Origin of the sequence: Spinactinospora alkalitolerans, from assembly GCF_013408795.1 — a bacterium.
In the GTDB taxonomy this organism is placed as follows: Bacteria; Actinomycetota; Actinomycetes; order Streptosporangiales; family Streptosporangiaceae; genus Spinactinospora; species Spinactinospora alkalitolerans.
Window position 1 is genome coordinate 1,536,647 of sequence record NZ_JACCCC010000001.1, and the last position, 20,500, is coordinate 1,557,146.

Genomic DNA, 20,500 nt, shown 5'->3' on the forward strand with positions numbered 1-20,500 from the left:
GCGTGTCGGGCCCACCCGGCCTCCGCGGAACTCAGCGATCCAGCGGCGGGCGGTGCAGGCCGAAGCCGGTGGCCTGCTCGAAGGCGTGCCCGACCTCCAGGACGCGGCGCTCGGCCAGGTGCGGGCCGACGATCTGCAGGCCCACCGGCAGCCCCGCCGGGGTGAATCCGGCCGGGACCGACAGCGCGGGGCTGCCGGTGACCGAGATGCAGTAGGCCGAGCGCATCCAGTCCAGGTAGGTCTCCTGCACCTCGCCGTCGATGTCGGTGGGGAACTCCTGCGACGCGTCGAACGGCGCGACCTGGCTGACCGGCAGCAGCAGCACGTCGTAGCGCTCGAAGAACTCCCGCACGCGGTGGAAGAGCGCGGTGTGCAGCCGCTCGGCGCGGGCGAGGTCGGCCCCGCTGAGCTTGCGCCCCTCCTCGATGTTCCAGACGACGCTGGCCTTGAGCCGGCCCGGGTCGGCGTCGAGCAGCGGGCCGAAGTTGCTCTCGAACAGCCACGCGCGCAGCGTCCGGAACACCTCGTCGGCCCCGCTGAGGTCCGGGGCGGCCTCCTCCACCCGGCAGCCCAGTCCCTCGAACGTCCTCAGTTGCGGGGCGAGCGCGTCGAGCACGGTCCGTTCGCAGGTGAAGGCGCCGCCGAGGTCCGGGGTCCAGGCCACGCGCAGCCCGCTCAGGTCGCGTTCCAGCGGTTCGGCGAAGCCGGCGCCCGGCTCGGCCACCGCGATCGGGCTGCGCGGGTCGGGACCGGCCAGCACCGACAGCAGCAGGGCGGCGTCGGCGGTGTCGCGCGCCAGCGGGCCCTGCACCGACAGCGTGGACCAGCCCAGCGGGGCCGGATGGGTGGGCACTCGCCCGGGGGTGGGGCGCAGGCCTACGACGTTGTTGAAGGAGGCGGGGTTGCGCAGGGAGCCGCCCATGTCGGAGCCGTCGGCGAGCGGGTGCATCCCCGCGGCGAGCGCGGCGGCGGCCCCGCCGCTGCTGCCGCCGGCCGACTTGGCGGTGTCGTAGGGGTTGCGGGTGGTCCCGAAGATCGGGTTGAAGGTGTGCGATCCGGCCGCGAACTCCGGCACGTTGGTCTTGCCGATCGTGATGGCCCCCGCGGCGCGCATCCGCTCCACGATCAGCTCGTCGCGTTCGGGCACGTGGTCGGCGAAGACCGGCGAGCCGAACGTGGTGCGCACGCCCGCGGTCTCGTGGGTGTCCTTGTGCGCGATCGGCAGGCCGTGCAGCGGGCCGACCCCGGCGCCGGAGGCCAGGCGCTCGTCGGCGGCGGCGGCCTCGGCCATCGCCCGCTCCGCGCACACCGTCACCACCGCGTTGACCGCGGGGTTGACCGCCGCGATCCGGTCCAGGTGCGCCCCGACCACCTCGCGGGCCGACACCTCCCGGGCGCGCAGCATCCGCGCCAGCTCCCGGGCCGAGCGGTAGGTGATCTCCTCGTGCATGGGCGCTCCTGCAGGTGCGATCGGGCGGTCCGCATTCCATGACAGCCGGACCGGCTCGACCCGGACCAGGGGGTATCTTGCCGATTCCCGCGGCCCGGTTGGGCAACTCTCGTCCATCTCCATGGTTCCAGGGCAAGGTACCGACCGAAGGGAGGTACGGACAGGAGGCCGTCCTCGCTCACAGGTATCGGCGAGTCCACCCGGGCGGGCGGCCCGTCCCGACCGGTGTGTCATGCTGGGACGCGGTGCCCATGGCAGGAACCCGGTGCGAATCCGGGACGGTCCCGCCACTGTGACCAGGGAGTGAACCCGCGATCAGCGCCACTGCCGGCGACGCCGGTGGGAAGGCCGCGGAGGAGCGGCGATCTGGGAGCCAGGAGACTGCCCGGCACCGCGACCCAACCGTACGGGCGTGGAGACCCGGAAGGAAAGGACCCCCGTGAGCGCTGTCCGCTACCCCTTCAGTGCGGTCGTCGGGATGGCCGACCTCAAGCTCGCGCTGCTGCTCAACGCCGTCTCGCCCGCCGTCGGCGGCGTGCTGGTGCGCGGCGAGAAGGGCACCGCGAAGTCGACCGTCGTGCGCGCGCTGGCTGCGCTGCTGCCCGACCTGGCCGCCGTCACCGGATGCCGGTTCGCCTGCGACCCCGCGGCTCCCGATCCCGAGTGCCCGGACGGCCCGCATCCGGCGGAGGCGGACGGAACGGCCGCGGCGCGGACCCGCCCGGCCCGGCTCGTGGAGCTGCCGGTGGGCGCGAGCGAGGACCGGCTCGTCGGCTCCCTCGACATCGAGCGGGCCCTCACCGAAGGCGTGAAGGCGTTCGAACCGGGCCTGCTCGCCGCGGCGCACCGGGGCGTGCTCTACGTCGACGAGGTCAACCTGCTGCACGACCACCTCGTGGACTTGCTGCTCGACGCCGCGGCCATGGGCACCTCCCACGTCGAGCGCGAGGGTGTCTCGGTGCGGCACGCCGCCCGCTTCCTGCTGGTCGGGACGATGAACCCGGAGGAGGGCGAGCTGCGCCCGCAGCTGCTCGACCGGTTCGGCCTGACCGTCGAGGTCGCGGCGACCCGCGACCCCGCCGAGCGCGCCGAGGTGGTGCGCCGGCGCCTGGCCTTCGAAGCCGACCCCGAGGCGTTCGCCGCCGCCCGCGCCGAGGAGGAGGCCGAGCTCGCCCGGCACATCCGCCGGGCGCGCGAGCGGCTGCCCGGCGTCGTGCTCACCGACACCGCCCTGCGCCAGGTCACCGCCGTGTGCGCCGCCTTCGAGGTGGACGGGTTGCGCGCCGACCTGGTGACCGCCCGCGCCGCCATGGCGCTCGCGGCGTGGCGCGACCACGCCGAGGTCACCGCCGACGACGTGCGCGACGCCGCCCGCCTCGCGCTGCCGCACCGGCGCCGCCGCGACCCCTTCGACGCTCCTGACCTCGACGAGGACCGACTGCGGGAGGCGCTGGACCAGGCGGGTGATGCGGACCCAAAAGGCCCTGAGGACGACCCGGACGGCCCTGACGACGGCGGCCCCGGGTCGGGGGAGTCTCCCGGTGACGGCGGCGCGCCGTCCGGCGACGCGCCCGGCGAGCGGCCGCCCGGGTCCGGTGCCGCGCAGGAGGCGGCGGGCGACGCGGCGGACGAGCGGACCGAGGACGGGTCCGGCCCCGCGCCGCAGGACGCCGCGGCCGACCCCGGCGAGACCTACCGGCCCCGGCTGCTCAGCGTGTCCGGCATCGGTGCGGGCACGCCCGGGCGCCGCTCCAGGGCCGAGACCCCGTTCGGGCGCACCTCGGGGGCGCGGACGCCCGGAGAGCGCGCCGCGGCGCTGCACCTGCCGGCGACCCTGCGCGCCGCGGCCCCGCACCAGCGCGCCCGCGGCCGCAGCGGCCCCGGGCTGGTGCTCAGGTCCGGCGACCTGCGCGAGGCCGTCCGCGAGGGGCGCGAGGGCAACCTGGTGCTGTTCTGCGTGGACGCGAGCGGCTCCATGGCGGCCCGGACGCGCATGCGCGCGGTCAAGGGCGCGGTCCTGAGCCTGCTGCTCGACGCCTACCAGCGCCGCGACAAGGTCGGGCTGGTCGTCTTCCGGGGACGCGGCGCCGAGGTGGCGCTGCCGCCCACGTCATCGGTCGAGGCGGGGGCGCGGCGGCTGCGCGAGCTGCGCACCGGCGGGCGCACCCCGCTCGCCGCGGGGCTGCTGCGCTCGGCCGACGTGCTGCGGGTGGAACGGATGCGCGACCCGCGCCGCCGCCCGCTGCTCGTCGTCGTCACCGACGGCAGGGCCACCCACGGCGGCCTCGACGACGCGCTGCGCGCCGGCGCCCGGATCCGCGCCCAGGGCGTGCAGAGCGTGGTCGTGGACTGCGAATCGGGCCCGGTGCGCCTGGGCCTGGCCGGCCGGCTGGCCGCGGAGACGGGTGGCGCGCGGGTCGGCCTGGAGGAACTGGGCGCCGACGCGCTGACCGGCCTGGTGCGGCACACCCGCCGCGCGGCCTGACCGGACGAACGAGGAGACGAACGACCATGCCGCAGGGCAAACCCAGCCACGTCCCCGATGACGGGCTCACCACCCGCCAGCGCCGCGCCCGGCCGCTGCTGATCGTGCACACCGGCGTCGGCAAGGGCAAGTCCACCGCCGCGTTCGGCCTGGCCACGCGCGCCTGGGCGCAGGGCTGGGAGATCGGGGTGTTCCAGTTCGTGAAGTCGGCGAAGTGGCGGATCGGCGAGGAGAAGGCGCTGCGCGTGCTCGGCGAGTCCGGTGAGGGCGGCGCCGTCACCTGGAACAAGATGGGGGAGGGCTGGTCCTGGATCCAGCGCCCCGGCACCGAGGCCGACCATGCGGCCGACGCGGCCGAGGGCTGGGCCCAGATCAAGCGCGACCTGGCCGTCGAAAGGTACCGGCTCTACGTGCTGGACGAGTTCACCTACCCGATGAAGTGGGGCTGGGTCGACGTCGAGGACGTGGTGCGGACCCTGCGCGACCGCCCGGGCACCCAGCACGTCATCATCACCGGCCGCGACGCCGACCCGCGCCTTCTGGACGCGGCCGACCTGGTCACCGACATGACGAAGGTCAAGCACCCGATGGACGCCGGCCAGAAGGGCCAGCGCGGCATCGAGTGGTGAGGGGGCGGGGCGTGCGAGCCTTGGTCCCCGGGAACGAACCCCGGCACCAGGGGGTTTTTAAGGCCCGCCCCAGGAGGGATGGCGTGCGGGTGGGTCCCTTCCACCTTGACCCCAGGGGGCCTTGTAGGCCCGCCGCAGGAGGGATGGCGCGCGGGTGGGCGATCCCTGTGGGGGCCTTCGGCCACGCGAGAGGATCGCCCGGTCACCGCGGATCCCACCTTGGGGCGAAGTCAAAGGTTTCCGGTGGCCGGGGTGGTGCGTACCGTTGCCCGGTCACCGCGGGTCCCTCCTATGGTCGGGGTTCAAGACCCCCAGTGGGCTCATGACGAAAGGAACCGTCGTGTCGCAGGTGCCTCGGGTCGTCGTGGCGGCTCCGGCGTCGGGGAGCGGGAAGACGACCGTCGCGACGGGGCTCATGGCCGCCCTCGCGGCGCGCGGGCTGCGGGTCTCCGGGCACAAGGCGGGGCCCGACTACATCGACCCCGGCTACCACGCGCTGGCCACCGGGCGGCCGCCGCGCAACCTGGACCCGGTCCTGTGCGGCGAGGAGCGCGTCGCGCCGCTGTTCCGGCACGGGGCGGCCGGCGCCGACATCGCGGTGGTCGAAGGCGTCATGGGGCTGTTCGACGGGGCGCCGCAGCCGCGGCACTTCCGCGGCCCCGGCGACTTCGCCTCCACCGCGCACGTCGCCGACCTGCTCGCGGCGCCGATCATCCTGGTCGTGGACGCCGCCCGCACCAGCCGGTCCGTCGCGGCGCTGGTGCACGGCTTCTGCACCTATGAACCCCGGGTGCGCGTCGGCGGCGTCGTCCTCAACCGCGTCGGCTCCGACCGGCACGAGGAGCTGCTGCGCGACGCCCTGGACGGCACCGGCGTGCCGGTGCTGGGCGCGATCCGGCGCAGTGACGCCGTCGCCGTACCCTCGCGGCACCTCGGGCTGGTGCCCGCTGCCGAGCGCCGCTCCGCCGCGCACGCGGCCGTAGCGTCCCTCGGCGCACTGGTCGCCGACTCCTGCGACCTCGACGCCATCGTGGCGCTGGCCCGCGACGCGGCGCCGCTGTCCGCGCCGCCGTGGGACCCGGCCGCCGAACAGGCCGAGGACGCCGGGCCGGTGCGCGGCCCCGTCGCCGTCGCGGGCGGCCAGGCCTTCACCTTCTCCTACACCGAGCACGCCGAACTGCTGCGTGCGGGCGGGGCCGAGGTCGTCACCGTGGATCCCCTGCGCGACGAGCGGCTGCCCGCGGGAACCGCCGGGCTCGTCATCGGCGGCGGGTTCCCCGAGGTGCACGCCGCCGAGCTTTCGGCCAACGAGCCGCTGCGCCGGGCGGTCGCCGACCTGGCCGCGCGCGGCGCCCCGATCGCGGCCGAGTGCGCCGGACTGCTCTACCTCGCCCGCAGCCTCGACGGCGCCCCCATGTGCGGCGTCGTGCCGGCCGAGGCGCACATGAGCGAGCGCCTCGCGCTGGGCTACCGCGCGGCGGTGGCGGTGCGCGACTCGGTGCTCGCCCCGGCGGGGACCCGGGTGAACGGCCACGAGTTCCACCGCACCGCCGTCGCGCCCGCGCACGGCGCCGACCCCGCGTGGCAGTGGGAGGCGAGCGGCCCCGAGGGGTTCGCCGGCGCGGCGCTGAACGCCTCCTACCTCCACCTGCACTGGGCGGGGGCCCCGCACGTCGCGTCCCGCTTCCTCGCGGTCGCGCGGACCCGCGCCGGAAGGGAGGCCTGATGGCCGAGAACGTCCTGCCCATGGTGGTCCTGGAGACCGACCGGCTGACCCTGCGCGCCTTCACCGAGGCCGACATCGACGGCGTCCACCGCAGCGCCTCCGACCCGCTCACCCGGCGGTGGCTGCCGATCCCCGCTCCCGGCCGGCCCTACACCCGCGCCGACGCCGAGCAGTGGTGCCGGGTGGAGGCGCCGCGGGCGCGGGCCGACGGGGACGGCCAGCAGTGGGCCGCGCTGGAGCGGTGGACGGGCACGTTCGTCGGCTCCTTCGGGCTGACCCGCACGCTGTGGGCGGCCCGCAACACCGAGGTGGGGTACTGGGTGGCCCCATGGGCGCGCGGCAAGGGCCTCGCCCCCGAGGCGGTCATCGCGATCAGCCGCTGGGCCCTGCTGGACCAGGGCTTCGAGCGCGTGGAGTTGAAGGCGGCGACGGGCAACACCGCCTCGCGCCGCGTCGCGGACAAGGCCGGTTTCAGCTACGAGGGCGTCGAGCGCAACGCCATGCCGCTGCACGAGGGGCGCACCGACCTCGCGGTCTACAGCCTGATCCCGGCGGACCTGGATCGGCGCCGACCGGATGGCGAACAGCGGACGAACAGGAAGACGGGATGACATGGGTGTGAGCAGACGGCTCGTCGGGGTCGGTGTGGGACCGGGCGATCCGGAGTCGGTCACGGTCAAGGCCATCCGGCGGATGCGTGCGGCCGACGTCGTGCTGGTTCCGGTCATGACGCCGGACGAGCAGGGGCGGGCCGAGGCCACCGTCCGCGCCCACGTCGACCACGGGCGGATCGAGCGCGTCGTCTTCGCGCTGAACGACCGCAACGGGCGCAGCGAGCGGCGCGTGCGGGCGTGGGACGAGGCCGCGCGGACCGTCGCCGGCCACTTCGGGCGCGGCGCGGGCACCGTGGCCTTCGCCACGATCGGCGACCCCAACGTCTACTCCACCTTCACCTACCTGGCGCAGACCGTGCGGGAGCTGGTGCCCGGAGTCGAAACCGAGACGGTCGCCGGGATCACCGCCATGCAGGACCTCGCGGCCCGATCCGCGACCGTGCTGGTCGAGGGCACCGAGCCGCTGACGCTGCTTCCGGCGACCGGGGGCGCGGACGGCCTGCGCCGGGCCCTCGGCCGCGACGGCAGCGTCGTCGTCTACAAGTTCGGCCGCGTCGCTCCCCAGGTCACCGAGGCGCTGCGCGAGACCGGTCGGCTGGACGGCGCCGTCTACGGCTCCCGCCTGGGGCTGGACGGCGAGGAGATCGCCCCGGTCGCCGACCTGGGCGGTGCGGCGCTGCCGTACCTGTCGACGCTGATCGCGCCGGCGCGGCGCACCGAGCGAGGAGGGAAGCTGTGAGGGAAGCTGTGAACGGAGGAGGAGCCCGTGAGGGCCGGAGCGGCGAGAGCGGCAAGAACGGCAAGGTCGTCTTCGTCGGGGCCGGACCGGGAGCGGCCGACCTGCTCACCATCCGCGCCGCCCGCGCCATCGAAGCGGCCGACGTCGTCATCTGGGCGGCCAGCCTGGTCCACCCCGACGTGCTGGAGCACGCGCGCGCCGACGCCGAGATCGTCGACTCGGCGAAGCTGCCCATGGAGGGCGTCCTGCCCTACTACCAGCGGGCGGCCCGCGACGGCCTGACCGTGGTGCGCGTCCACTCCGGCGATCCGGCCCTGTGGGGCGCGGTGCAGGAGCAGGTGGACCGCTGCGCCGAACTGGGCGCGGCCACCGAGATCGTCCCCGGCGTGTCCAGTTTCAGCGCGGTGGCGGCCCTGGTCCAACGCGAACTGACGGTCCCCGAGGTGGCGCAGTCGGTCATCCTCACCCGCCTGGGCGGCGGCAAGACCCCGATGCCCGAGGGCGAGGAGGTGCGCGCGTTCGCCCGGCACGGCACCACCATGGCGCTGTTCCTCTCCGCCGCGCGCTCCGGCCCGCTGCAGCAGGAGCTGCTGGAGGGCGGCTACCCGCCCGAGACGCCCTGTGTGGTCGCCTACCAGGCCACCTGGCCCGACGAGCTGCTGGTGCGCTGCACGCTCGGCGAGCTGGAGGCCACCGTCAAGGAGCACCGGCTCTGGAAGCACACGCTGGTGCTGGTGGGCCCCGCGCTGTCGGCCGGCGGCACGCGCTCGCACCTGTACCATCCGGGGCACTTCCACGGCCACCGGCGCGCCGAACCCGGGGCGCGCCAAGAGCTGCGGCGGGCGCGGCGGGCATGACGGACGTCCCCGAGCCGGGCTCCGAGCCAGGTCCCGAGCTGCGCGAACCCGACCTCCCGCGCACGATGAAGGTGCGCCGGAAAGCGCTGCGCACCGGCTGGACGACGGGCACCTGCGCCTCCGCGGCGGCGAAGGCCGCGGCCGAGGCGCTGCGCACGGGCCGGCCCGTGGAGGTCGTGGAGGTGGCGCTGCCGTCGGGCCGCCGGATCACCTTCGCGACCCAGCGCTGCGAGCTGCTGTCGCCGGACCGGGCCGAGGCGGTCGTGGTCAAGGACGCCGGCGACGACCCCGACGTCACGCACGGCGCCCACGTCACCGCCACCGTGACCCGGCGCGCCGACCCCGGGCTGGAGCTGGACGGCGGGATCGGGGTCGGCGTCGTCACCAGGCCGGGCCTGGGGCTGGAGCCGGGCGGCCCGGCGATCAACCCGGTGCCGCGCGCGATGATCGCCCAGGCGGTGGGCGAGGCCGCCGACGTCGGCGCCGAAGGACTGCGGGTGGTCATCAGCGTGCCCGAAGGCGAGAAGATGGCGCGCAAGACCACCAACGCCAGGCTGGGCATCCTCGGCGGCATCTCGATCCTCGGCACCACCGGTGTCGTGCGCCCCTTCTCCACCGCGTCCTGGCGGGCCAGCGTCGAACAGGCCGTGTCGGTGATGGCGGCCCAGGGCGAGGACACGCTCGTGCTGTGCACCGGAGGCCGGACCGAGAAGGGCGCGATGGCGCGGCACCCCGATCTGCCCGGGGTGTGCTTCGTCGAGGTCGGCGACTTCACCGGGGCCGCGCTGCGCCGGGCGGTCGAGTACGGCCTGACCCGGGTGGTCTTCGTCGGCATGGCCGGCAAGCTCACCAAGCTCGCAGCGGGGGTGCTGATGACCCACTACACCCGTTCCAAGGTCTCCACCGAACTGCTCGGCGAGATCACCCGCGCCGTCGGCGGCGCGGAGGAGCTGGCCCGCGAGGTCGACGCGGCCAACACCGGCAGGCACGCCTACGAGCTGTGGGAGGGCGCCGGCCTGCTGGGCGGCGCCGGCACGGAGCTGTGCCGCAGGGTGGCCGACGTGCTGACCCGCTTCACCGGCGGCGCGGTCCAGGCCGAGGTCGCCATGGTCGACTTCACCGGCCGCCGAGTGGTGGCCTCCCATCCGCGCCGGCCCTGACCCGTGGCCGTGCGCCGGCCCGCCGCCCCCTTGACCCGCCGCCCGCCCCGAACCCCGCGGCCGCGCGTTCCAGGACCCGTGAGGCCGCGGCCGGAGGGAACCTGGGATCCTTGGGGGGTGAGCGATTTCTCCATTCGACGCGCCGCCCCCAGGGACCTTCCCGCCATCGTGGCGCTGCTGGCCGATGACGAGCTCGGCGCCGCCCGCGAGACGCCCGGGGACCTCGGCCCCTACCGGGAGGCGTTCGCCGCCATCGACGCCGACCCCCACCAGCTCCTCGTGGTCGCCGAGCGCGACGCGGAGATCATCGGCACCCTGCAGTTGACGTTCCTGCCGGGACTTTCGCACCGGGGCGCCACCCGCGCCCAGATCGAGGCCGTGCGGGTCGGCGGCGAAATGCGCGGCGGCGGGCTCGGCTCGGGCCTGATCGGCTGGGCCGTCGACGAGGCGCGCCGCCGCGGCTGCCGCATGGTGCAGCTCACCTCCAACGCCTCCCGCACCGACGCGCACCGCTTCTACGAGCGGCTCGGCTTCACCGCCTCCCACGTCGGCTTCAAGCTCGCTCTGGAGAAGGCGCCGGAGTGATCACCGTCGTCGGAATGGACGGCGGTCCGCTCAGCGCTCCGGCCGCCGCCGCGCTCGCCGACGCCACCTGCGTCGCCGGCGCCGAACGGCACCTCGCCGCCGCACCCGTGCCGGAGCGGGCGCGGCGCGTCGCGATCGGGAGCCTTCCGGGCGCGCTGGAGGAGGTGCTCGCCTGGCGCGGGACCGCCGTCGTGCTGGCCTCGGGCGATCCGGGCTTCTTCGGCGTCGTGCGGGCGCTGCGGGAACGGGGCGCCCGGCCCCGGGTGGTCCCCGCGGTCTCCTCGGCCGCGCTCGCCTTCGCCCGCATCGGGCTGCCGTGGGACGACGCGATCGTCGTATCCGCGCACGGCCGCGCCGACCGGGGGCGCTGCGTCGGCCGCGCCCTCGCGGCCGCGCTGGCCCACCCCAAGGCCGCGATCCTCACCGCGCCCGGCGGCGCCGGGCCCGAGGCGTTCGCCGGGGAGCTGCTCGACGCGGGCCGCGACGTCTACGTCGCGCAGCGCCTGGGCACGGCGGAGGAGGACGTCGCGCGGGTCACCGCTGCGGCCGGTGCCGACCGCGACTGGGCCCACCCCAACGTGGTCCTCTCCGTCGACCCCGACCGCGCCGTCTCCCCGGCGGCGTCGTGGCTGCAGGGGCACCAGGGCGCCCCCGACGGCTGGGCGCTGGGCGAGGCGGACTTCGACCACCGCGGCTCCATGATCACCAAGGCGGAGGTGCGCGCCCTGGCGCTCGCCCACCTCGCGCCGCGCCCCGGCCGGACCGTCTGGGACGTCGGCGCCGGCAGCGGCTCGGTGGCCGTGGAGTGCGCCCGGTTCGGCGCGCACGCCGTCGCCTTCGAGCGCGGTCCCGAGGACTGCGCGCGCATCCGGGCCAACGCGGCCCGCCACGGCGTGCGTGTCCGCGTGGTCGAGGGCGAGGCCCCCGGGACGCTGGAGGGCGCCGCGGGACGGACCGGCGTCGACGCCGCCTTCTTCGGCGGAGGAGGCGACGACGCGATCGAAGCGGCGGTCGCCCTGTGCCGCCCCGAGCGCATCGTGGTGGCGCTGGCATCGGTGGACCGGATCAAGTCCGTGCGCGACCTGCTGCTGCTCCACGGCTACGAGGTCGGCGGCACCCAACTCCAGGCCTCGCGCCTGGCCGACCTCCCCAACGGCTCCCTGCGTCTCGCCGCCACCAACCCGGTCACCCTGATCCGCGCAACGGCACGCCCCGCCCCGTCCGGGGGCAGACCACCCGACTCCGGTGGGAACCGCGTGGCAACATCCTGACCCTTGTCAACCCCCCGTGGCCAGTCGGTGCGGGAAGCCTGTGGACAACCCGGCGCCGTAGGTGCCATAGACGCCACCGGTGTCATCGACGCCATCGGGACACGATCGAACGGAACACGACAGAAAGGTGCACATGGCCGACATCGGTGTCATCGCCGTCACGGCAGCCGGGCGGGCGGCGGCCGGGAGGCTGGTCGCGGCCTGGCCCGATGAGGCGGAGGTCGTCCGGGCCGAGCCGCCCGCCGAGGCGCTGCGCCGGGCGTTCACCGGCAGCGGCGCCGTCGTCGGCTTCCTCGCCGTCGGCGCCACCGTCCGGGTGCTCGCCCCGCTTCTCGGCGACAAGAGCACCGACCCGCCGGTCGTCTGCGTCGACGAGTCGCTGCGGTTCGCCGTCGCCGTGCTCGGCGGCCACCACGGCGCCAACGAGCTCGCCCATCGCGTCGCCGCCGTCCTGGGCTGCGAGCCGGTCGTCACCACGGCCAGCGACAGCGTCGCCGGCACCCCGCTGGACTCCTACGGCGCCGACCTCGGTTTCACCGTCGCCGACCCCGGGCCGCTCGCGCGCGTCGGCGCGGCACTGCTCTCCGGCGAACCGGTCCGGCTCGAAGGGGCCGGCGACTGGCCGCTGCCCGCGCTGCCGGACAGCGCCGACGCCGCGACGCCCGCCGCCGACGCCGCCGCCGTCATCGCGGTCACCGACCGGACCGACGGCCCCGGCACCCCCGACGGGCCCGGGCACCCGCTCACCCTCGTCTACCGGCCGCCGTCCCTCGTCGTGGGCGTCGGATCGGCGCGCGGCGCGCCGGCCGAGGAGGTCGGCGGCCTCGTCGACGCGGCCCTGGCCGACGCCGGGCTGGCCCCCGCCTCCGTCCGGGCCGTCGCGACCGTCGACCTCAAGGCCGACGAGGCCGGCATCCTGGCGGCCGCCCGCGACCGCGGTTGGGACGTCGTCACCCGTCCGGCCGCCGAACTCGCGGCGGTCGACGTCCCCAACCCCAGCGAGGTCGTGCGCGCCGAGGTGGGCACCCCCAGCGTCGCCGAGGCCGCCGCGCTGCGCACCGCCGCCGACGCCGGGCGCGCGGCCGAGCTCGTCGTGGCCAAACGCAAATCCGCCAACGCCACCGTCGCGATCGCCCGGCTGCGTCCCCGCGGCAGGCTCGCCGTCGTCGGGCTGGGCCCGGGCGCCCGCGACCTCACCGCGCCCCGCGCGGTCGCCGAACTCGGGCGCGCATCGGTGGTCGTCGGCCTCGACCAGTACGTCGACCAGGTCCGCGACCTGCTGCGGCCCGGGACCCGGGTCCTAGACAGCGGGCTCGGCCAGGAGGAGGAGCGCGCCCGCAGCGCCGTCTGCGCCGCGCGCACCGGTGCGGCCGTCGCGCTGATCGGCTCAGGCGACGCCGGCGTCTACGCGATGGCCAGCCCCGCGCTCGACTTCGCCGGTGCCGACATCGACGTCGTGGGCGTCCCCGGCATCACCGCGGCCGCCGCGGCGGCCAACCTGCTGGGCGCGCCGCTCGGCCACGACCACGCCTACGTCTCGCTTTCGGACCTGCACACCCCGTGGGAGGCCATCGAGCGCCGGGTCCGCGCCGCGGCCGAGGGCGACTTCGCGGTGTGCTTCTACAATCCGCGCAGCCGCAGACGCGACTGGCAGCTCGCCCGCGCCCTGGAGATCCTGGCCGAGCACCGCCCGCCCGAAACACCGGTCGGCCACGTGCGCAACGCCTCCCGCGACGGCGAACGCGTCAGGCTCACCACGCTGGAGGACATGCTCGCCGGCGGCGTCGACGAGGTCGACATGTTCACCGTCGTGCTGGTGGGCGGCTCGGCGAGCCGCGCCGTCGCGGGCCGGTTCGTCACCCCGCGCGGCTACCGCTGGAAGGGGTGAGTCGCGCCGGACCTGCCGGGCGGGGCGCTGATAGCGGACCCTTCGCGAGGGGGCGGCCGGACCGTTGCGCTACGGTCGTGTCCGCGGGTCCCGAACCGTCCGGCGGATATGGTGGTCGGGCTCGCCGAGGGCACCGAACGAGGCGGTGAAACACCAGGTGGAAGGGGCGATGCGGCTGTGTCCGAGCTCACTGCGGCGCCGGTCGCCGTCACATCCGCCTGCACGGCCTGCGGGGCGTGCCTGCTGACCTGCCCCGAGCACGCGATCCGGCCGGCGCACCGGGCGGGCGGCGCCGGCGAGCCGGTGCTGGACGTCCTGGCCGACCGCTGCACCGGCTGCCTGGAGTGCGTCGAGATCTGCCCGGCCGACGCCATCGCCGAGGTGAGCGGCGACGTCCGTGTCCACGACCACGCCGGGGGAGTCCGCACGTGAACCGCCAGGTCCACCCGATCGAGGTGGAGTCCTACCGCATCCTGCGGTCCCGGATCGACCTGTCGCACCTGCCCGGCCGCAGCCGGGCGGTCGCCGAGCGGGTCGTGCACGCCAGCGCCGACCTCGACTACGCCACCGACCTGGTCATCGACGAGGAGGCGGTGGAGGCCGCCGCCGCGGCGCTCGCGGCCGGCGCCCCCATCGTCACCGACGTCGCCATGGTCGCCTCCGGCATCACCGCGCGCGAGAGCGTCTGCCGCATCGGCGACCCGATCGCCGCCCGGCTGGCCCGCAGCGCCGGCATCACCCGTTCGGCCGCCGCCGTCCGGCTGGCCTACTCCGACGTCGGCCCGGGAGCGGTCTGGGTGGTGGGCTGCGCCCCCACGGCGCTGATGGAGATCATCGCCCGCCGGGTCGACCCCGTGCTCGTCATCGGCCTGCCGGTGGGCTTCGTGGGCGCCGCCGAGTCAAAGGCCGATCTGCGCGGCAGCGGCCTGCCGCAGGTCAGCAACGTCTCGGAGAAGGGCGGTTCGGCGGTCGCCGCCGCGGCCGCCAACGCACTGCTGTACGGGCCCACCCCGGCCGGGGAGGAGCCCCCGGCCGGGGGCTGAAGGAGCCCGTCGTCCCGCGGTCGGCCCTCCTCCCACCCCCCTGGCCCGGCCGCCCCGCCACAACCCGGAAGGACAAGGATTGCGACCTCCGCTGCTGCTGGTCGGCCACGGCACCCGCGACGCCAAGGGCGTCGCCGACTTCACCGCGTTCGTCGAGCGCCTGGGCAGCCGGTTCGACGACCGCGACGTCGCCGGAGGGTTCATCGAACTGTCCCCGCCGCCGCTCACCGACGCCGTCGGCGACCTGTACGACCGGGGCCACCGCAGGGTCGTCGCGGTGCCGATGATGCTGGTCGCGGCCGGGCACGCCAAGGGCGACATCCCCGGCGCGCTCGCCCGCGAGCGGGAGCGCCGCCCGGGGTTCGACTACTCCTACGGCCGCCCGCTGGGCCCGCACCCCACGATGCTCGGGCTGCTCGCCGAGCGCATGGACGAGGTGCTGGAGGCCTCGGCGGATGAGCAGGGGGACACCGCCGTCCTGCTGGTCGGCCGCGGCTCCAGCGACCCCGACGCCAACGCCGAGGTGTGCAAGGTCGCGCGGCTGCTGCAGGAGGGCCACGCCAAGGAGCGCGGGGTCGACTTCGTGGAGCCGGCGTTCATCTCGCTGGCCCGGCCCGGCGTGCCCGAGGGGCTGGAGCGGATCCGCCGGCTGGGTGCGCGCAGGATCGTGGTGCTGCCCTACTTCCTGTTCTCCGGGATCCTGCCGGATCGGGTGGTGGACCAGGCCAACGCCTTCGCCGCGGACCATCCCGGGCTCGACGTCCGCTGCGCCCCGGTGATCGGGGACTGCGACGGACTGGCCGACGTGATCGCCGAGCGCTACGACGAGGCCGTGGCCGGAGACATCCGGATGAACTGCGACACCTGCGTCTACCGGATCGCGATGCCGGGCTTCGCCGACAGGGTCGGCGCCCCGCAGACCCCGCACCACCACCCGGACGACCCGTCCCACGGCCACGGGCACGGCCACGGCCACGGCCACGGGCACTGACGGGCCCCGGTCGGTCTGGGGTCCGGCGGGGATCGGTCGCGGTTCGGCGGCCGGAGGTCTGCTGTGTGGCCTCACCCACGGTCGGCCACCGGGTGCCCTGGAAGGAAAGCGGCACCGAGGGCGGCGGAAACGCCCACAAGGTCAACGTGAGTTGTGACCTTGGCCACTGGGGATCGTGAAGCCTCAACCACAGGAGGGACCCGCGGCGACCGGGCGACGGTGCACGCCGCCCCCAACCCCAGGGAGTCGTGAACCTCAACCCAAGGAGGGGTCCGCGGTGACCGGGCGATCCTCTCGTGTGGCCGTAGGCCCCTCAAGGGATCGCACCGGCGCCGCGCCGCCCACGCCGCCACCGTGGGCGCCAGGACGCAACCGCGGTTTCGGTGTGTGGGGAAAGCACGGGCCACCGTGCCCGCCGACCTCGGCCACCGAGGGCTTGAGACACCGGCCACAGGGTTTGAACCCCGGCCCGAGGACGCGACCGCGCACCGCAGCCTTGGGCGCCGGGCCGAAATCGCGGCGTCGGTCTGTGCCCATGGTGTCGGCGTGCGCTTCGCGCGTGGGAGGGCGGTTTCCGTCTAGGGGCCTTCGGCCACGCGAGAGAATCGCCCACCCGCGCGCCACCCCTCCTGGGGCGGGCCTTCACGACCCCCTGTGGTCGAGGTTGAAACTCAAGGTCAAGATCAGCGAAGGGATCACCGTGCGCGCCCGCCCGGGCCCCTGACGCCCTTGGCGCTGCTTTTTCTCCAGGCCACCCGCCACCCGGCCGACCGGCCAACAAGGCCGTACAGCAGGCCCGAGCCGCCGGCCGGTTCAGGCGCGGAATATAGTTCAAGGCTGTTGTGGGGACGCGGGGAATGCGGGGATCCGTGCGGGTCCGCGGGGTCTTTCGGGGTTTCACGAGGTGAGGAGAACGAGGAGGGCATCGATGGTCCATGAGCACCGGTCCGGCACCGTCACCCGGCACCTGCCCGGTGCGCCGTGGACGGAATGCGACGACATGGCCGGATCCGGCTCCGTCGACCTCCGTCACCACGGTGATTCCGAGGTCGGCCCCGGCCTGCTCGACTTCGCCGTCAACGTGCGCACCGCGACGCCGCCGCCCTGGCTGGCCGAGCGCGTCGCGGCGTCGATCGCCGACCTCGCGGCCTACCCCGACCCGGAGCCGGCCCGGCGTGCCGTGGCCCGCAGGCACGGCCGCGCCCGGGAGGAGGTGCTGCTCACCGCGGGCGCCGCGGAGGCGTTCGTGCTGCTGGCCCGCGTCCTGCGGCCTCGGCGGGCGGTCGTGGTGCACCCGCAGTTCACCGAGCCCGAGGCGGCGCTGCGCGCGGCGGGCCACGAGGTGCACCGGGCCGTCCTGGAACCGGACTTCGTCCTCGCCCCCCGCGCGGTGCCCGACGACGCCGACCTGGTGATGGTCGGCAACCCCACCAACCCGACCTCGGTCCTGCACCCGGCGGCCGCGCTGGCCGGACTGGCCAGACCCGGCCGCGTCCTCGTCGTCGACGAGGCGTTCGCCGACTGCGTCGAGGGCGAACCGGAGTCGCTGAGCGCGCGCGCCGACCTCCCCGGCCTCGTGGTCGTCCGCAGCCTCACCAAGACCTGGGGGCTCGCCGGCCTGCGCGCCGGCTACCTGCTGGCCGAGCCGGCCATGGTGCGCCGACTGGGCGAGGCGCAACCGCTGTGGTCGGTCTCGACCCCCGCGCTCGTCGCCACCGTGGCGTGCTCTTCGCCACGCGCGGTCGCCGAGGCAGACGCCTGGGCCCGCGGGCTGGCCGCGGAGCGCGAGCGCTTCGCCGCGGACCTGCGCGGCCTCGGTGTGCACGTCACCCCGGGGGCCGCGGCCTCGTTCCTGCTGCTCCGGGCGCCGCGTGCGCAGCGCCTCCGATCGGCCCTGCGGGAGCGCGGGGTCGCGGTCCGCAGGGGCGACACCTTCCCTGGACTCGGCGCCGACCATCTGCGCGTGGCCGTTCGAGACTCCCGGACCAACTCCCGAATGACCCGGATTCTGGCAGAGTTGCTCTAGGCCGTGCCGGGGATACCGCTCGCTTCGCGGCCGAAGGGGAGACGACCGGCGTCCCTACATCACCACTGAGGGGGAGACTTGCCGACAACCGTCGACGACACGATGCCCGTTCACCGCGCCCCGGCGCCCGCCGCGGCCCGGCCGGGCGGCGCAGCCCTTCCACCCCGCGTGTTCCGCGGCGCCGGGGGCACCCCATGAGCGGCGGCAGCGGAGGCGACCCCGCCGACCGCGGGCGGGGCGAGGAGCGCTCCCGGCGCGACCGGCCGTGGGCCCCGCGGGAGCAGGGGCGCCCGTACGGCGCGGACGGGCGGGCCGGCCACGATCCCACCCGCTGGGACGCCGTCAGGCCCGACCCCACCGCGGCGTGGGGCGGCGGGCTCCTCGACGACCTGCCCGAGCAGGGCCGCGGAGCGGGATCGCTCCGGCCCCCGCCGCCGGCCCCGGGACCGGGGACCGCGCGGCGGCCTGGAGCCGACCAGGGACGGCGCGAGCGGCCCAACCCGTTCCACACCGCGCCCTCCGAGCAGGGCGGCCCCGAGGCCGCGGAGCAGGGCGCCCGGCAGGAGACGACTCAGCGGGCCGCGGAGTCCGCCCGCGCGGCTTCGCCGCGTCCCTCCGTCGATCCGGACACCCGTGAACAGGGCCTGCGGCAGACCGCGGAGGCCCCTCAGCGGGCCGCGGAGTCCGCCCGCGCGGCTTCGCCGCGTCCCTCCGTCGATCCGGACACCCGTGAACAGGGCCTGCGGCAGACCGCGGAGGCCCCTCAGCGGGCCGCGGAGCCCGCCCGCGCGGCCCCACCGCGTCCCTCCGCCGACCAGGGCGTCCCGCAGGAGGCCCCCCACCAGGACACGGACCACTCCTTGGAACCGAACGTCATCCCGTTCCGCGGGGCCGGGTACGACCGGACCCCCGCGGTCCCCGACCATCCCGGTACGCACTCCCCGGCCGCCGACGGCGCCGCGACCGCCCCGGCCCCGGTCGCCGATCCGGCCTCCGGGCAGCGGGCCGCCGACCCGCCGGAACCAGCCGCACCCGAACCGCAGGGCGAATCCGTGAACGCACATGCCGCGGCTCCGCTGCCGGAGCCCTCCGAACCCGCCGAGACGGCCGCGGACCCGGCCGGCCCCGCCTCGGCCGCGCACGCCTACACCGATCCCGAGCGGGCGGCCGTCTACCGCGCGATCCGGGAGCGGCGCGACGTCCGCGTCGGCTTCCGCTCCGATCCGGTGCCCGACGAGGTGCTGATCCGCGTCCTGCAGGCCGCGCACCAGGCGCCCTCCGTCGGCTTCTCGCAGCCGTGGGACTTCGTCGTCATCAACGACCCCGACGTGCGCGCCCGCGTCCAGGACCTCGTCGGGCACCAGCGCGAGCGCTACGCCAGGGCGCTGCCCGGGGCCCGCGCACGGGCCTTCTCCGGGCTCAAGGTCGAGGCCATCCTCGACACCCCGGCCAACATCGTGGTCACCGTCGACCCCACCCGCGGGGGACGGCACACCCTGGGCCGGCACGCCCAGCCGCAGACCGCCGGGTACTCCGTCGCGCTGGCGGTGGAGAACCTCTGGCTGGCGGCGCGCGCCGAAGGGCTCGGCGTCGGCTGGGTGAGCTTCTTCGAGGAGCGCGACCTCGCCCGCGAACTCGACCTGCCCCCGCACCTGGAGGTCGTGGCCTATCTGTGCATCGGCTACGTCGACGACTTCCCGACGGAGCCCGAACTGGCGCTGGGCGGCTGGGCGCAGCGCCGGCCGCTGTCCTGGGCCGTGCACCGCGACCACTACGGACGCCGGGGCCTGCCCGGTGAGCAGCCCACCAGCCTGCTGGAGGAGACCATCGCGGCCATCGGCCCGCCGAACCGGCGCGCCGTCGGCGACGCCCGCGACCGGCAGGGCCGGATGACCAAGCCGCCGGGGGCGCTCGGCGTGCTGGAGGACATCTCGGTGCAGTTGGCCGGCCTCGCCGGCGAGTGCCCCCCGCCCGTCCCCGAACCCGCGGCCGTCGCGATCTTCGCCGGGGACCACGGGGTGCACGCCCAGGGGGTGACCTCGTGGCCGCAGGAGGTCACCACCCAGATGGTGCACAACTTCCTGGACGGCGGCGCGGTCGTCAACGCGTTCGCCGACCAGGTGGGCGCCGAGGTGACCGTCGTCGACGTCGGCGTCATCGGCGACCTGCCGGGCGTCCCCGGACTGCTGCCCCGCAAGATCGCGCGCGGCACCGCCGACTGCACGCAGGGCCCGGCGATGACCAGGACCCAGGCCGGCTACGCCATCGAGGCCGGCATCGAGGTGGCGCGCGACCTGGTCGCCGCCGGCAACCGCTGCCTGGTCACCGGCGACATGGGCATCGCCAACACCACGCCCTCGGCCGCGCTCATCGCCGCGTTCACCGGCCGCGATCCGGCCGAGGTGACCGGCCGCGGCACCGGACTGGACGACGCGGCGCACGAGCGCAAGATCGAGGTCGTGCGCCGGGCGCTGGAGGCCAACGACATCGACCCCGGCGATCCGGTGGGCGTGCTCGCCGCCGTCGGCGGCCTGGAGCACGCGGCGCTGACCGGGTTCGTCCTCGGCGCCGCGGCGCTGCGGGTGCCCGTTCTGCTCGACGGGGTGATCGCCGGCGCGGCGTCGCTGGCCGTCGCGGCGCTCGCCCCCGACGCGCTGCACGCCTGCGTCGCCGGCCACCGCTCCAGCGAGCCGGGGCACGCCGCGGTCCTGGAGCACCTGGGGCTGCGCCCGCTGGTCGACCTCGAACTCCGGCTGGGCGAGGGGTCGGGTGCGCTGCTCGCGCTCCCGCTCATGCAGGGCGCGGTGCGCGCGCTGCGCGACGTGGCGACCTTCGACGCGGCCGGTGTGACCGAGCGGCGGTGACCCGGTTCGCCGCCCCGGGGCCCCGGTCCGAGGGCGGCCAAAACCCGCGGTCAGCGCGTCGGCGCCGCCCGGAGGACAGTGTTCCGGATCGCTTCGGGGAATTGAGACGTAGCCGTAATCCCGGTTTGACACTGTATTTTTTTGGAGGCAGGAGCACGGCCGCTCGCCGTCC

At 75.8% G+C, this 20,500-nt stretch carries 16 protein-coding genes and 1 riboswitch; of the genes, 15 read left to right on the forward strand and 1 reads right to left on the reverse strand.

Annotated elements, in window-relative coordinates:
* Positions 1–31: 31 nt before the first annotated feature.
* Entirely contained in the window at positions 32–1,450 is a 1,419-nt protein-coding gene (locus HDA32_RS06860) for an amidase (protein ID WP_179642406.1), read from the reverse strand.
* A gap of 219 nt (positions 1,451–1,669) precedes the next feature.
* A riboswitch (cobalamin riboswitch) is annotated at positions 1,670–1,854 on the forward strand.
* Positions 1,855–1,928: 74 nt separating this feature from the next.
* Between HDA32_RS06860 and HDA32_RS06865 the strand changes: the two genes are divergently transcribed.
* From HDA32_RS06865 to cobT, 15 genes are all read left to right on the forward strand, one after another.
* Positions 1,929–3,935, forward strand: a complete 2,007-nt coding sequence (locus tag HDA32_RS06865; protein WP_218882860.1) for a VWA domain-containing protein — start codon at positions 1,929–1,931, stop codon at positions 3,933–3,935.
* Between the two features lie 26 nt (positions 3,936–3,961).
* A complete protein-coding gene (cobO, locus tag HDA32_RS06870; RefSeq protein WP_179642408.1) occupies positions 3,962–4,564 on the forward strand; it encodes a cob(I)yrinic acid a,c-diamide adenosyltransferase in 603 nt (200 codons plus the stop codon).
* A gap of 340 nt (positions 4,565–4,904) precedes the next feature.
* Entirely contained in the window at positions 4,905–6,290 is a 1,386-nt protein-coding gene (locus HDA32_RS06875) for a cobyrinic acid a,c-diamide synthase CobB (protein ID WP_312863071.1), read from the forward strand.
* Positions 6,290–6,901 (forward strand): GNAT family N-acetyltransferase, encoded by a 612-nt coding sequence (locus tag HDA32_RS06880; protein ID WP_179642410.1) that lies wholly within the window; start codon positions 6,290–6,292, stop codon positions 6,899–6,901. The genes HDA32_RS06875 and HDA32_RS06880 overlap by 1 nt, the downstream gene beginning before the upstream one ends.
* Before the next feature lies 1 nt (position 6,902).
* Positions 6,903–7,643: a precorrin-2 C(20)-methyltransferase gene (gene cobI, locus HDA32_RS06885; protein WP_179642411.1), complete on the forward strand. Its 741-nt coding sequence runs from the start codon at positions 6,903–6,905 to the stop codon at positions 7,641–7,643.
* The gene (gene cobM, locus HDA32_RS06890; protein WP_312863072.1) at positions 7,640–8,500 is read left to right on the forward strand and encodes a precorrin-4 C(11)-methyltransferase; all 861 of its coding nucleotides are present in this window, start codon (positions 7,640–7,642) and stop codon (positions 8,498–8,500) included. The genes cobI and cobM overlap by 4 nt, the downstream gene beginning before the upstream one ends.
* Positions 8,497–9,660, forward strand: a complete 1,164-nt coding sequence (locus tag HDA32_RS06895; protein ID WP_179642412.1) for a cobalt-precorrin-5B (C(1))-methyltransferase — start codon at positions 8,497–8,499, stop codon at positions 9,658–9,660. Before cobM ends, HDA32_RS06895 begins: the two co-directional genes overlap by 4 nt.
* A 117-nt stretch (positions 9,661–9,777) precedes the next feature.
* Positions 9,778–10,245 carry a GNAT family N-acetyltransferase gene (locus HDA32_RS06900; protein ID WP_179642413.1) on the forward strand — a complete coding sequence of 156 codons (468 nt, stop codon included), beginning with the start codon at positions 9,778–9,780 and terminating at the stop codon, positions 10,243–10,245.
* The gene (gene cbiE / locus HDA32_RS06905) at positions 10,242–11,516 is read left to right on the forward strand and encodes a precorrin-6y C5,15-methyltransferase (decarboxylating) subunit CbiE (protein ID WP_312863073.1); all 1,275 of its coding nucleotides are present in this window, start codon (positions 10,242–10,244) and stop codon (positions 11,514–11,516) included. Before HDA32_RS06900 ends, cbiE begins: the two co-directional genes overlap by 4 nt.
* A 133-nt stretch (positions 11,517–11,649) precedes the next feature.
* Entirely contained in the window at positions 11,650–13,404 is a 1,755-nt protein-coding gene (gene cobJ / locus HDA32_RS06910; protein ID WP_179642414.1) for a precorrin-3B C(17)-methyltransferase, read from the forward strand.
* A gap of 177 nt (positions 13,405–13,581) precedes the next feature.
* A complete protein-coding gene (locus tag HDA32_RS06915) occupies positions 13,582–13,836 on the forward strand; it encodes a 4Fe-4S dicluster domain-containing protein (protein ID WP_312863074.1) in 255 nt (84 codons plus the stop codon).
* Positions 13,833–14,447, forward strand: a complete 615-nt coding sequence (locus tag HDA32_RS06920) for a precorrin-8X methylmutase (RefSeq protein ID WP_179642416.1) — start codon at positions 13,833–13,835, stop codon at positions 14,445–14,447. The genes HDA32_RS06915 and HDA32_RS06920 overlap by 4 nt, the downstream gene beginning before the upstream one ends.
* Positions 14,448–14,526: 79 nt before the next feature.
* Positions 14,527–15,438, forward strand: coding sequence for a sirohydrochlorin chelatase (locus HDA32_RS06925; RefSeq protein WP_179642417.1), 912 nt, complete (start codon positions 14,527–14,529; stop codon positions 15,436–15,438).
* A gap of 1,000 nt (positions 15,439–16,438) precedes the next feature.
* A complete protein-coding gene (cobC, locus tag HDA32_RS06930) occupies positions 16,439–17,464 on the forward strand; it encodes an Rv2231c family histidinol phosphate aminotransferase CobC (RefSeq protein ID WP_179646513.1) in 1,026 nt (341 codons plus the stop codon).
* 194 nt (positions 17,465–17,658) lie between these two features.
* Positions 17,659–20,328 (forward strand): nicotinate-nucleotide--dimethylbenzimidazole phosphoribosyltransferase, encoded by a 2,670-nt coding sequence (cobT, locus tag HDA32_RS06935; protein WP_179642418.1) that lies wholly within the window; start codon positions 17,659–17,661, stop codon positions 20,326–20,328.
* The last annotated feature ends 172 nt before the right edge of the window (positions 20,329–20,500 follow it).